This is a genomic window from Thermoactinomyces daqus, assembly GCF_000763315.1.
GTDB classification, from domain to species: domain Bacteria; phylum Bacillota; class Bacilli; order Thermoactinomycetales; family Thermoactinomycetaceae; genus Thermoactinomyces_A; species Thermoactinomyces_A daqus.
In genome coordinates this window covers 61,125-74,012 of sequence record NZ_JPST01000015.1, presented here as the reverse complement: position 1 = coordinate 74,012, position 12,888 = coordinate 61,125, and the positions used below count along the sequence as shown (strand labels likewise).

General features: G+C 51.1%; 15 protein-coding genes and 1 pseudogene. 9 read left to right on the top strand and 7 right to left on the bottom strand.

Annotated features, from left to right (window positions below):
• Positions 1 to 224: 224 nt before the first annotated feature.
• The 5 genes from JG50_RS0108295 to JG50_RS0108275 all read left to right on the top strand — a co-directional run bounded on the left by JG50_RS0108295 (position 225) and on the right by JG50_RS0108275 (position 5,065).
• The gene (locus JG50_RS0108295) at positions 225 to 908 is read left to right on the top strand and encodes a YIP1 family protein (RefSeq protein ID WP_033100655.1); all 684 of its coding nucleotides are present in this window, start codon (positions 225 to 227) and stop codon (positions 906 to 908) included.
• A 36-nt stretch (positions 909 to 944) separates the two neighbouring features.
• On the top strand, positions 945 to 1,826 hold the full coding sequence (locus JG50_RS0108290; RefSeq protein WP_033100654.1) for an efflux RND transporter periplasmic adaptor subunit: 882 nt from the start codon (positions 945 to 947) through the stop codon (positions 1,824 to 1,826).
• Positions 1,823 to 2,518, top strand: a complete 696-nt coding sequence (locus tag JG50_RS0108285; protein WP_033100653.1) for an ABC transporter ATP-binding protein — start codon at positions 1,823 to 1,825, stop codon at positions 2,516 to 2,518. Before JG50_RS0108290 ends, JG50_RS0108285 begins: the two co-directional genes overlap by 4 nt.
• Positions 2,515 to 3,708 carry an ABC transporter permease gene (locus JG50_RS0108280; RefSeq protein WP_033100652.1) on the top strand — a complete coding sequence of 398 codons (1,194 nt, stop codon included), beginning with the start codon at positions 2,515 to 2,517 and terminating at the stop codon, positions 3,706 to 3,708. Before JG50_RS0108285 ends, JG50_RS0108280 begins: the two co-directional genes overlap by 4 nt.
• 250 nt (positions 3,709 to 3,958) lie before the next feature.
• The gene (locus tag JG50_RS0108275) at positions 3,959 to 5,065 is read left to right on the top strand and encodes a site-2 protease family protein (RefSeq protein WP_033100651.1); all 1,107 of its coding nucleotides are present in this window, start codon (positions 3,959 to 3,961) and stop codon (positions 5,063 to 5,065) included.
• Between the two features lie 17 nt (positions 5,066 to 5,082).
• Here JG50_RS0108275 and rbsK read toward each other — a convergent pair whose 3' ends face one another.
• From rbsK to JG50_RS20015, 7 genes are all read right to left on the bottom strand, one after another.
• A complete protein-coding gene (gene rbsK / locus JG50_RS0108270) occupies positions 5,083 to 5,988 on the bottom strand; it encodes a ribokinase (RefSeq protein WP_033100650.1) in 906 nt (301 codons plus the stop codon).
• A gap of 201 nt (positions 5,989 to 6,189) precedes the next feature.
• On the bottom strand, positions 6,190 to 6,603 hold the full coding sequence (locus tag JG50_RS0108265; RefSeq protein ID WP_033100649.1) for a FixH family protein: 414 nt from the start codon (positions 6,601 to 6,603) through the stop codon (positions 6,190 to 6,192).
• A gap of 209 nt (positions 6,604 to 6,812) precedes the next feature.
• Positions 6,813 to 7,418 (bottom strand): LuxR C-terminal-related transcriptional regulator, encoded by a 606-nt coding sequence (locus tag JG50_RS0108260; RefSeq protein WP_052154123.1) that lies wholly within the window; start codon positions 7,416 to 7,418, stop codon positions 6,813 to 6,815.
• Between the two features lie 22 nt (positions 7,419 to 7,440).
• Positions 7,441 to 8,295 (bottom strand): sensor histidine kinase, encoded by an 855-nt coding sequence (locus JG50_RS0108255; RefSeq protein WP_033100728.1) that lies wholly within the window; start codon positions 8,293 to 8,295, stop codon positions 7,441 to 7,443.
• A 185-nt stretch (positions 8,296 to 8,480) separates the two neighbouring features.
• Positions 8,481 to 9,290, bottom strand: a complete 810-nt coding sequence (locus JG50_RS0108250; protein WP_033100647.1) for an ABC transporter permease — start codon at positions 9,288 to 9,290, stop codon at positions 8,481 to 8,483.
• Entirely contained in the window at positions 9,274 to 10,134 is an 861-nt protein-coding gene (locus tag JG50_RS0108245) for an ABC transporter ATP-binding protein (RefSeq protein WP_235281646.1), read from the bottom strand. The genes JG50_RS0108250 and JG50_RS0108245 overlap by 17 nt, the downstream gene beginning before the upstream one ends.
• A gap of 336 nt (positions 10,135 to 10,470) precedes the next feature.
• Positions 10,471 to 10,620: a hypothetical protein gene (locus JG50_RS20015; RefSeq protein WP_160173828.1), complete on the bottom strand. Its 150-nt coding sequence runs from the start codon at positions 10,618 to 10,620 to the stop codon at positions 10,471 to 10,473.
• A 206-nt stretch (positions 10,621 to 10,826) separates the two neighbouring features.
• On the opposite strand from JG50_RS20015, the gene JG50_RS0108240 reads away from it, so the two are divergent.
• The 4 genes and pseudogenes from JG50_RS0108240 (at position 10,827) to JG50_RS0108230 (ending at position 12,885) form a co-directional block, all read left to right on the top strand.
• Entirely contained in the window at positions 10,827 to 11,483 is a 657-nt protein-coding gene (locus JG50_RS0108240; RefSeq protein WP_235281643.1) for an HAD family hydrolase, read from the top strand.
• 50 nt (positions 11,484 to 11,533) lie between these two features.
• Positions 11,534 to 11,982 (top strand): annotated as a pseudogene (locus JG50_RS20660) (MgtC/SapB family protein); the annotation flags it as partial.
• A 120-nt stretch (positions 11,983 to 12,102) separates the two neighbouring features.
• Complete coding sequence (locus JG50_RS21050) at positions 12,103 to 12,297, top strand: ACT domain-containing protein (protein WP_374057980.1); 195 nt, start codon at positions 12,103 to 12,105, stop codon at positions 12,295 to 12,297.
• 120 nt (positions 12,298 to 12,417) lie between these two features.
• Positions 12,418 to 12,885, top strand: a complete 468-nt coding sequence (locus JG50_RS0108230; RefSeq protein ID WP_033100645.1) for a CtsR family transcriptional regulator — start codon at positions 12,418 to 12,420, stop codon at positions 12,883 to 12,885.
• The last annotated feature ends 3 nt before the right edge of the window (positions 12,886 to 12,888 follow it).

The following is a 12,888-nucleotide window of genomic DNA, read 5'->3' as shown; positions in this document are numbered from 1 at the left end:
AATCTTTCATATTTTCCGGAGGGAACTCTCCCTTCCGGGCTCAAGTTGATCCCCGGGTTGTGCCGAAAAGACAGAGTTGTGTTTTCCATGAAAGAAAGAGCGTTGGAATTCGAACGGGAGTCCATGTGTAAAAAAACAAAAAATTTTTACCACAACAGGTGGCAAGCTGTGTTAATGTAATAGTGAGAAAAATGGGAATGGGAGGTAAAGGAGGAAGGGGCCGGATGAAACCAAATCTGGGGTTTGCAACCAAAGAGGAGGAGAAACCGAGCTTGCTCGGAATGCTTGTCAATCCCGGGAAACAATATGCCCTGATTCGCCAAACGCCGCTGGTATGGGCTCCGCTGACGCTGATGATGGTGATTTTTGCCGTTTTGGTGGGATTTAAAGCGGATTTTTATTTGAATCACCCTTACTTGTCCGATGAGTGGATTCGCTTGACCATGAGTGCCCCCGTGCTTGATGCCCAATCATTGAAGCCGCTTTTCATCGCAGCCAGCGTGGCAGCAGCTTGGCTCGCCTATCTCTCGGCCCTGCTTCTCTCCACCGGGATTGCCTGGCTGACGATCAGGTTGTTCAGCCGGATTGTCCAGTTTCGTTCCCTTTTTTCTTTCCACCTTCACCTCTCTGTTCTCTACGCCTTGTCACTCGCGTTGAATGTGCTCGGCGTGGCGGGTTTTGGACTGGACCCGAGAATACCGGTCACCAGCCTGGCTGGCATCATACCTGCTTCAGGGGTGTTGAAAGGCTTGCTGTCCGCCATCGAAGTGTTTACCATCTGGGCTTTGGTTTTATATGCGGGCGGAATTCGTGAGATTGCCGGCTTGTCCAAGAGACAGGCGTGGTTGATTTCGCTCCTGTTTTTTCTCGCTGACCTGCTCTTGAACGTCATTTTGGCCGCCTCATGAACAACAGAAAGATCAAATGTGGAGGAATGAGTTTGGATGAGAGTAAGGATCGATCGAAAAAAAGGATGGATTGGCCTGGGGACGGTTTTGCTTCTGGCCGTTTTAGTCACTGTGGCGGTGATGAATCAGGCGCAAGCGGATGTTCCCCTTTCCGTTGTCAACTTGAAGCCGCTTACCCTTACGCAAACCTTTACCACCTCCGGAACCATGATGTCAGAGCGTGAGCAGACGGTTTATCAGCAGCCGGAGCGCGGAGATGTGAAGAAAATCCTGGTCGAGCCGGGGGAGAAAGTGAAAAGGGGTGACCGGCTCGTCGAATATGAAAACGGAGCGCAGCGCTATGTGACGAGCAAATTGAATGGAACGGTGGTGCGGGCAGTTGATAATATTGTGTCAGGCGGAGCAGGAACCGAACCGCTTGTCGTGGTGGCGGATCTCGATCATTTAAAAGTGGAAGCCGCCATCTCCGATTACGATATTTTAAAAGTAAAACCGGGACAAAAAGTAACGCTCACTTCCGATGCCATACCAGGGAAAAAATGGTCCGGCCGGGTGGAAAGAGTGGGGTTGATGCCGCAGGAAAAATCAGGCGTGGATAATGCCGATTCCCAGGTGAATTACCCGGTCGATATCAAGTTGACGGAGCCGGTTCCCTTTAAGCTTGGTACCAAGCTGATTGTGGAGATCATGACGGGCAGCCAAAAAGTAATGGGAATCCCGTCATCTGCCGTCGTGGACAAGGGGGATCGCAAAATCGTCTATGTCGTGAAAGATGGCAAGGCGGTGGAAAAAGAGGTTCACGTCGGGAAAACGAGCGAGCAGACAACCGAGATTCTGTCCGGAATTACGCCGAAGGATCAGGTGATTGCCCAACCGCCGAAAGAGCTGAGTTCCGGAATGGAAGTGAAGCTGAAATGATTGAGCTCAAGGGGATACATAAATCTTACCGGATCGGCAGCCAGGTGATCCCGGTGCTGCGGGATATCGATTTGTCGGTTAAACAAGGCGAGTTTCTCGCAATCATGGGGCCTTCGGGTTCGGGGAAATCAACGCTGATGAATATTATTGGCTGTTTGGACCGGCCTACCGGGGGAAGTTATACTCTTAACGGCAAAAATGTGTTGGCCGAAGATGATAAAGGACTGGCGGCCATTCGCAACCGCACCATCGGGTTTGTGTTTCAACAGTTCCAGTTGTTGCCGCGCATGTCCGCCCGGCGAAATGTCGAATTGCCCCTCATTTATGCCGGCGTTTCCAGAGAGGAGAGGATGAAAAGAGCGGTGGCGGCCCTGAGAAAGGTAGGACTGGAAGAACGCAAAGATCACCGGCCGTCGGAACTTTCGGGAGGGCAGCAACAACGGGTGGCGATTGCGCGGGCGTTGGTTAACGAACCTTTAATCCTTTTGGCCGATGAGCCGACCGGGGCGCTGGACACGAAGTCAGGTCAGGTCATTTTGGATTTGTTTGCGGAATTGCATAAGGAAGGGCGAACCATTGTGATGATCACCCATGATGCGGAGGTTGCCAAGAGGGCGGAACGGATCGTCTATATTCGCGACGGACAACTGTTAAAAGAACGGATGAGCCCTGTGAGAGGAGCGGCAACATGAAACTGGCGGAACATTTCAGAATGGCCCTTGACTCGATTCTGGCCCATAAATTGCGCTCTGTCCTGACCATGCTGGGGATTATCATCGGAGTGGCCTCGGTGATGATTATCGTCTCCATCGGACAAGGCGGAACCGATCAATTGACCGAGCAGTTCGCCGGTTCAAAAAATACGATTAACCTCGTTCCCAAACGGGATCAAAGCTATCTTGATCTTCCCGGTGATGAACAGATATTCACCCAGGGAGACATTGAGGAACTGAAGCGGATTCCCGAGGTGCGTCAGGTGCTGTCCTACAGCTATGATACGGCGACGATCCGGTATCGCGATCATAAAGTGGACGGAGCGATCGTCTTCGGGATTAACAGAAATTCCCATTTAATCTCCAACGGGGCAAAAGTGGACAAGGGGCGTTTGTTTTATGAGAGCGATTTTAACAGTTCAAGCGGCGGCGTGATCTTGTCCGATGTCGTGGCCAGAAAGCTTTTTCCCAGCCAGTCTGCGCTTGGGCAAATTGTCCGCATCAAAGGGCAACCGTTAAAAGTGATCGGAGTGCTGGACAAAGCAGAAGGAATTCAGGGATTGCTCCAGACCCCGGAGGTTTATCTGCCTGCACAAACCTGGCGCGTCGTATTTGGAAAATTGAAAATTGACCAAGTGACTTTGCAGGTAAGTCAAGCGGATCAGATGGAGAGAGCGGGGAAAGAAGCAGTAAACATTCTCAACCGCAACCATAATAAGACGGATGGATATGAGGTTCAAAATCTGGAACAGCTGACGCAGGGGATCACCCAGATTGCGAGAATCATGACGATCGTCATCGGCAGCATTGGAGGAATCTCCCTGCTGGTCGGCGGAATCGGGGTTATGAACATCATGCTTGTTTCCGTAACGGAACGAACGAGGGAGATCGGCATTCGCAAAGCGTTGGGGGCGAGCAGGAACAATATCCTGATGCAGTTTCTTGTCGAATCGATTACCTTGTCCCTCATCGGCGGGGCCATCGGCATCTTGCTCGGTGCCGCTGTTGCGGGAGGAATGGAGGCGATCGGGCTGTGGCCGGCTTCTGTCTCGTTGCCCGTTGCCATCGGCGGCCTTTTGTTCTCGATGGTATTCGGCATCGTCTTCGGTATTCTTCCGGCAAACAAAGCGGCCCGTCTTCATCCGATCGAATGTTTGCGGTATGAGTAAAACCGATTGAGATGACCGCGCCGGTAAGCCGGCCGGCGACCGGTTGTGAAATATGAAGGAATAACGCCGGGCCGATTGCCGTTACGGCCCGGTAAAACAAATGCGGCATATTTTTTATTTTTGATTTGTTTCGTCATAGAATAGGGGTAACACGGGAAATAAGTTATTGAAAACGGGGGAGTGGTGTTTCTTTGGCAGGGTTGACTGCGAATGGAGAAAGCGCGACATAAACAACAAGGAGGCCCTTGCAGTGGATCAGGAGAATCCAAAAAAGAAGAACCGATTTGTTTCCTGGCTGGGTTGGATCGGTGTGGTTCTGATGAGTTTGCTCGGAAAGCTGAAAGCGCTGTTGCCGCTCTTGAAATTCGGGAAGTTTGGCGGTACGTTGATTTCCATGTTGGTCTCCATCGGCGGATACGCCCTCTTTTTTCCGATTCGCATCGCCGTCGGGTTGGTTCTGATGATTTTTATCCATGAGATGGGACATGTACTTGCTGCCAAGCAGCGGGGGTTGCCTGTTTCCGCCCCGGCGTTTATTCCTTTTTTGGGTGCTTTGATCACGATGAAGAAACAGCCGAGCGATGCGGAAACGGAAGCGTTTATTGCCCTGGGCGGGCCGTTGTTGGGAACAGTGGGAGCATTTGCCTGCTACTGTCTGGGGATTTGGTGGCATAATCCAATCTTGCTTGCCATCGCTTACATCGGATTTTTTATTAATTTATTTAATCTGCTTCCCATTCACCCTTTGGATGGCGGGCGGATTGTCATCGCCGTGACGAGATGGCTGTGGGTGGCGGGACTGGTTTTCGGGCTGGTGCTGATTATCTATCTTAAAAGCTTGTTGCTGGTCTTCATCTATATCCTCTTTGTCCTGGAGTTGTGGTCCCACCTGCGTCGAGGGAAACGCCGGAGAAAGGAAAAGGATGTTTACATGCAGGCAAATGTGGAACGTTCCCGTTTTGAGCAATCGGGCATTTGGATTCCGGGTGAAGCGCATCGCCGTTCTCTTCCCTATCGCCAGTACTGTACGGTTGAGACACAGGAACATTTCGCCGAAGTGGAGTTTCCCGGGATTGGGACGATTTTGCGGTTTATATGCCCGGGTGAGGTGACCGGGGCTGAACTGGTCAGCACATCCTCCCCGTCCCCGCATCATCCTGATGTCCGTATGGTGATCCGGGTAAAAATGATCCAGGACCCGGTCGGCGGGTTGCAAAGTGATGATGAGTACTATCGTGTTCCGGCAAAAATACGCTGGCTGTATGGCATCGCCTATTTCGGGCTGGCACTCTTTCTCGTCTTTATGATGATTCAGTTGAGCCGGTCCGGCTTGCTGGTACCCGGTCAGGTCAGTTGAAGCAAAAGGGAAGGAGGTTATATTTCATTTCGTGATTGAAGTGCTTTTTTGATTTCATCCCATGCAGGCATCCCGCCTTGTGCACCGAGCTTGGTGACCGACAGGCTGGCGGCGGCACAGGCGTGCCGAATCGCTTCTTCCAATGACAATCCTTTGGCCAAGGCGACGGCTAATACGCCGTTGAAAGTGTCTCCGGCTCCGGTCGTATCGGTTACCTTGACGGACAGAGCGGGGATGCGGCTGATTTTTTCCCCATCAAAGTAACGCACTCCTTTCTCCCCTTCAGTTAGGATCAATTTATTGGGATATTTGCGCAGAATCGCTTCCACCTCTGCCTGTTCCCCGAACAAGGTGCGGCATTCGTGTTCATTCGGTGTGAGAAAAGTCACCTGTTCAATCAACGATGGCGGCAAAGCGTTTGCCGGAGCCGGGTTTAAAATGACCGGGATGTTATGCTGTTTACACAAATTCGCTGCATAACAGACTGTTTCCAAGGGGATTTCCAATTGCATGAGTACGATGGAGGCGGATAACAGGAGCTCGCTTGCTTCCTCGACCTGCTCCGGGGTCACTTCTTTGTTGGCTCCCTGGACAATGACGATGCTGTTGTCTCCCTCGGCAAGCACGATGTGGGCAGTTCCGGTGCTCATGCCGGGGAGCTGTTTCAGATGGGTGATCGATACCCCTTCCTTGCGGAAATTTTCGCGCACCATGCGGCCAAACTGGTCGTTTCCCACCGCTCCGACCATTTCCACCTCTGCTCCGGCCCGTCTGGCGGCAACCGCCTGGTTGGCTCCTTTTCCTCCGGGCACAATATGAAGTTCCTCGCCGATGACGGTTTCTCCGGCAAGAGGACGCTTTGGTGAAGTGACGACCAGATCCATGCTCATGCTTCCGATAACCACGATTTTGCCTTGATTCATACGGGTTCCATCCTTATCTTTTGGGTGTTGTGGGGAAAACGGTCATGAATCAACTGCGATGCCATGGGCAGGCGGTGAATGAACGGGAGGAGTCTTTGCTTCAAAAAGACTCCTCCCGATTGAAGTGGAATTAGCTCAGATGTTATGGCAATTGCCCATCTTCAGGTTATTTTACCAAACGATTGATTGCGGAAAAAGGGGCTAAGAACGACCCACGTTGACTTTTCCCATGATCATCTGGTGAATGTTGGGCGTGGTTACATGGACAATCACCTGGTAGGTTCCTGTTTGCGGAAAAGTGTGTTTGGTGCTGTATACGCCAGCTTTTGTCTGTGTGGTGGGAAGCACTTGATGTTTTTCTCCTTCTTTCCACACTTCCAGCTCCACTTTCGCATTTTTTACTGGAGCGGTATTTGACTGGACACTGGCGCTGAGCTGCGTTGCCTGATTGGCCTGTGGATGGTTGGGATCGGACTGGAAGGAGATTTTAAGTTGAATCGGAGTCGGCGTATTCGCTTCATGATGCGGTTTGCTGCCTGCCTGATTGCATGCGGTTACGGAAATCAGCAGCATGATGATTCCCGCCAGTCCGATCACACGGCGTTTCATCCCCATTTTGGCATACGGCCTCCTTTTTCATCAGCAAAACGTGCATGGTTGCCGGAAGGATACAAATTCATCTTAACAAAGCTCCTTGCTTATACTATCCCTCTTTGGGGCTATTTTATCTGTGAGAGTTGGTTGCAGGCCGGTCAGGGGCCTGACTTCCTCGCGCGTTTGTTCAGAGTCTCATCCCATTGTTGCGCCAAAAAGACCGAAATGTTTTATTCACCGGGCCGGGAGCGCAAAAAGCCTCTTTTCAGTGCATATCTCGTCAGTTGCACCCTGTTTTGCAGATGCAGTTTTTGCATGATGTTTTTCAGGTGATTTTTTACCGTATATTCGGAGATGGAACAAGTTGCGGCAATGTCCCGATTGGTGAGTCCTTGTGCGACCAGGGTGAGAATCTCCTGCTCCCGCGGCGTCAGGGCGTGGCCGGGCTCCTCGGAAGGGGAGAACGGTGTTGTAAACTCCTGGAGGATTCGTCTGGCGACCTCTTTTGGCATCGGGGTCTCATCCGCTGCAATGGAACGCAAGTAGGTGAGCCAGAGCGACGGATTTAAATTTTTCAGCAGATATCCCTGTGCCCCTTGTTTCAGTGCTGCAAACAGGTCGGACGCGTCATCGGAAACGGTGACCATCACAATTTTGATGTAGGGAAATTTCTCTTTGATCACACGTGTCGCTTCCAAACCGCTCGGACCGGGCATGTTAATATCCATTAATATCATATCCGGCATCAATTCTTCCGCCAGACGGATCACCTCTTGCCCTGTTTTGGCTTCCCCGACGATTTGAAAACGGGAATCTTCCTCAAGAATGATGCGCATCGCTTCGCGGGCGTGATCATGGTCATCTCCTATCAGGATACGGCAACGGGATTCCAATTTCCCCGCCCTCCTTTTGAATGATCAGTTTCGTTTTTTCCTGCTCCCGGGTAAAGGAGAGTACTGCCCCGATTTGCCGGGCCCGCTCCTGCATGATCTTCAGGCCGAAGCTGGTCGGGGAGGCGAAGGGATCGCCACAAAATCCCTTTCCGTCATCTTCAATCACCAGCTTCCAGCCGCCCGGGCAGGAGGAGAGACGGCAATCAACCTGACGGGCTCCCGAATGTTTGCGGATATTGGTAAATGCCTCCCGGATGCAGGCGAACAACTCGATCTTCTCTTTGGGGGACAACCTGCTCTCCTCAAGATCGATTTTCTTACGGACGGCAATACCGGTATCCGTTTCAAACAGGTGAAACCACGTTTCCAACTGCTTTTGCCAGACTTGTGACGGGAGGGATGAGGCCGTTTTGACATTGAAGATCGCCTGACGCACATCATCGTGGATCTGGCGCAGGTGTTGATCGACGCTGACCAGATCGGCATCCGGGTACTTTTCCCGCAACCGGTTCAGTTTGACCGAGCAGAGAAACAGGGTTTGGGCGATTCCGTCATGAAGCTCGCGGGCGATCCGTTCCCGCTCTTTGAAGACCGCTTTTTCCTCCCGTTCCTTTTTCAGTTCTTCCTGCATGTTTTCATAGATGGCAAACAGGCGGTAAAGCAGGGTGATGGTCACGGCAAAAACCAGCACCGGTGTCAGATAATTTCCGAATTGCATGGAGATGACGGGCAGCAGAAACTGATGGCGGACGTATTCCCACACTCCTGTTACCAGTGTGGGGATGATGAGGATCAGCCATTTGATTTGTTTATAGGACAAAATGGGTCGTCCCTCCTTTTTCGCAAAGAAACCCTAAACGGAAAATGGTTTGGGGTTATTAAAGACCGAATTCTGCCATTTTGTCAAATGAACCCGGTTTATTTCAAGTTGTGACTGAATAAAATGGAGGGATTTTTGAAAGCGGGTCGCTACAGGCGAAAGCGCCAATACGGGGAAACTCAGATTTACCCGTTTCTCTTTAGTTTGCCGGTGCGCATCGCATATTTTTCTGCAGTGGAGAAAACAAATAGCCCCAGCGGGATTAAGATCATCCCGATGCCGATCAGGGCGAGGAGATCAGGCCAGAGACTGGTGATCGCCGCCCCGTCAAGGATCGCTTTTCTCACTGCCTGGAGCGCATAGGTTCCCGGTGACAGATAGGCGAGCGGTTGCAGCCAAGCAGGCAGGACGCTCACATCGTAGTAGACACCGGAGACGAGGAGGATAATCCCCTGAATGATATGTGTGGCTTGAGCTCCCCGCTCCGGCGAGAGCAACGGCAGGACGGCTGCGATCAAGCCCAATCCGATAAACGCAGGGCTGGCGACCGCCAGGACGAGCAGGGCGCCGATCAGATTTGCCTTTTGCAGGGAAAAATCAAAAAAGGAGGCTACGGCAACGAGAACGATCGCAGTACGGGCCAATCCGTAAAGGATGGCGAACAGGCACATCCCCGTCAGATGGGTAATGCGGCGAATGGGTGCCATAAACGTATATTCGATCGTTCCTTCCCAACGTTCCCATGTGATGGAGTTCGAGACTTCTTCAAATATAACGGACATAAAACCCCAGAAGAGAGCGCCGATCACGAGATAGAGAATCATCTCGGCCCGTTGCTCCTGGTTTTTGATGGTCGTGCCGATCAGCCCGATGGTCAATGCATTGACGATGTTGTAAAAAACGAAGACGATCTCCCATGTGATGTAGCGCCGGACCAGGTCGAAGCTTCTTTCGACAAAGGCATACATGGCGTTTAATTCATTCTGTATTTTCATCGGCCAAAACATCCTCCCATGATTTTCCGGTAAAACGGAAAAAAACTTCTTCCATAGAAGCGGTTCCGATCTGTTTTTTCAGTCCCTCCGCCGTATCCATGGCGACAATTTTGCCGTGATCGATGATGGCGATGCGGTCGCATAACCGTTCAGCCTCATCCATATCATGTGTAGTCAAAATTATCGTCGCATCGTGCGTCTCCATCACTTCCTCCACGTACTCCTGCACATCCCGTTTTGATTTGGGATCGAGCCCGGTTGTCGGTTCATCCAGCAGCAGGAGGGTGGGTGAAGTCATCAATGCGCGGGCGATGGCCACTTTTTGCTGCATCCCGCGGGAGAGGTTTTCCAGTGATGTTTGCGCCTTGTCTTCGTTCATGCCGAGGCGCCGCAAGATGGAGAGCGCTTTTCTCTCTCCCTCGCTTGTGTTTAATCCGTAGATCCGGGCGGCGTACCGCAAGTTTTCAATTGCGGATAACTTTTTGAAAAAGGACGCCTCAACGGAAACGCGATTGATGAAGCGGCGAACTTGACGCTGGTCGCGGACGACATCGTGTCCGAAGATGGTCAGCTGGCCCCGGTCCGGGAACAGAAGGGTGGACAGAAGGCGGATCAGGGTTGATTTGCCGGAGCCGTTTGGGCCGAGCAAACCGAACACCTCGTTCCTGCGAATCTGAAAGGAGATTTGATGAACGGCTTTCACTTCCCGCTTCTTTCCCAGAAACAGGTTTTTCCATGAACGGCTGTCTTTTATTTCTTCATAAAATGATTTGCAGACGTCCCGGCATTCCACCGCAACTTGGCTCGCTGAGGAATGGTTCTCTGTTTTCTTTTCCTCATTCACAGTAAGCAATCGAAATCACTCCCAAGGGATTGAACTTGTTGACGTGACAGCGGGAAGGGATGAGGACCCGTTCCCGCCCGGGCGATTAATAATAAAAGAAGAAAAGCTGCCGTTTCCATGAGAAGCCTCGTATCTTGTCGTTGATAATGCTCTCCCGGTATGAACGGGGCCCTTCGATCAACCAAAAATTGACCAACATCTCACATCGACTCCTTTTTTTGTTAATCAAAGCAAAAAAAAGACCACAGGAACGGAGCAGACCTGTGGTTTTCAACGCAAATATAAAAACCACAGGTATCCGTGTGGAGCCCTGTGGTGATTTTTGCAGTCAGATTCCTAATCCACCTTTTTTTCACTGAGGCCGCCGCACGGGGATGAATATGGAATTTTGCCATGATAAATGTTGCCGCTGCCGTTCATTGCGGGCACAAGGGTGAAAATGGGCATACGAATCCCGTTGGATGCAAAAGCGATGAGCAACATCATGGCTGACGACCTCCTTTCAAAAAGATGGATGGAATGGGGAAACGACAATTCAGTCGCTTCATAGAAGTATTTTATATTTTTGGACAATATTTTGTCAATTATTATTTTGTTCTTTATTCTGAACCGGGGAGTCGGCGGGAAAATCGCCAATCGCGATGATTCGCGCTAAAATAGGGAATGATTTTCAATAGAAAGAAGGGATTCAGGTGAAAGCGATCATCTTCGATCTTGACGGTACTTTATTTCAATCGGAAAAAGTGGGACTCCCCGCTTTTCTTGAAACGTTTCGCGTTTTAAAGGAGGAAGGGCTTTACCGGGAAGAGATGCCGACTGAAGACAAAATCAGGTCTGTTTTCGGCATGACCCATGATGAACTCTGGCAGACATTACTGCCCGATGCGACGAAAGAAATCAGGGAAAAAGCCGACCGGATGATGCTCGGTTTTGAGCTTGAGCTGATCGGCAGGCACCGCGGGGAATTTTATCCCGGGGTGAAAGAAACACTCCATGCATTAAAAGAACGGGGATACGCTTTATTTATCGCCAGCAACGGGGTGGGGCCCTATGTCCGCGGCGTACTGGAATCCGGGGATTTAACTTCCTTGTTTACGGGAATTTATTCCGCAGGAGAGTATAAAACGAAAAGCAAAGTGGATTTGGTCTCACTTTTAAAAGAACAGCATCAGGTTACAGACGGGATGATGGTCGGGGACCGAAGTTCCGATGTGGAGGCTGGCAAGCAAAATGGGCTTGTCACGGTCGGCTGCCGCTACAGCGGTTTTCCCCAGTTTGGCTCCCGGGATGAATTGGCGGGGGCGGATCACTTGATTTCTTCGTTTGCGCAAATGCTCGATCTCGCTTAAGAAAGATTGAAGAGGGTCACAGTGTCCCGCAGGACTGGCCATCAGGAACGATGGAAGTCTGGAGTGGGGCCCTGACCCGGCTTGATCACTTTCACGGAAAAAGCGGCCGGGGAGGCGAACATGGTATGCAAAGCATATGGGAAATCTCCTGGTTTGAGGTGGCCCTGCGCCTGTTTTTGGCGGGCATGCTTGGGGGAGTGGTCGGATGGGAGCGAGAGCGGAACAATCATCCGGCGGGATTTCGCACCCATATTCTCGTCAGTCTGGGTTCGGCGCTGATTATGCTGATCTCGATCTACGGATTTTCCGATTTTGTGAAAGAGGCCAATGTTCGGATTGACCCGGCGCGCCTAGCTGCCCAGGTAGTAAGTGGCATCGGCTTTTTGGTGCGGGGACGATTTTGCGCCACCGTGCCTCGGTCACCGGGCTTACCACTGCGGCTTCCCTGTGGGTGGTTTCCGGCATTGGCCTGGCGGTGGGTGCCGGCTTTTTGTTCGGGGCGATTTTAACCACACTTCTGGTACTGGTCAGCCTCGAACTGCTCAACCGTCTCGAATCGGTTTGGATTAAAAAGCGCCATCTGCATATCCTTCATATTAGGGTAGCGGATGAACCCGGGATGCTCGGCGAAATCGCCTCGATGATCGCAGACAGAGGCGGAAGTATCCGCAAAGTCGATATCCAGGAAGAGGATGATGGTGAACGGTGTCTGAATATCACCTTTACCATCCGGTTTCCGGAACGGATCGAATCGCCCTTGTTGGCTCAGGAGGTGCGCGAGCTGGAAGGAGTAAAATCGGTACGATTCGAGTAATAAATGGGCCGAACGAAGTCAATTCTAAAATAGAGAAGAGAGGCTTGGCAATTTCTTGTTTTTTATCTATAATAAAATCATAAGGTCAAAGTTAGTCAAAGTCAGCAGGAGGGCGTTCGAATGAGCAGTATTTCCGACATAATCGAACGCTATTTAAAATCCATTCTAAATGAAAGCGAAAATGGCGTAATCGAGATCAAACGCAGTGAACTGGCCGATTTGTTTCAGTGCGTCCCCTCTCAGATCAATTATGTGATCAGCACCCGCTTCACGATTGAAAAAGGGTATATTGTGGAAAGCAAAAGAGGCGGGGGCGGGTTTATCCGAATTCAAAAAGTCCGTTATAAAAACCGCCGGGAGATTTTCGAGGAGATGCTGGAAAAAATCGGTGATGCCATTCCGCAGTTGGCAGCGGAGCATGTGATCAGCCATTTGCTGGAGAAGAACCTGATGACTCAACGGGAAGCGATGCTGATGCAACGCCTGATTTCCAGGGAAACACTTCAGCTCCCAGTTCGGATTCGCGACCAGATCCGTGCGAAAATGATGCGAATCCTGATCACTACATTATTCAGTAAAGGAGAGTGACGG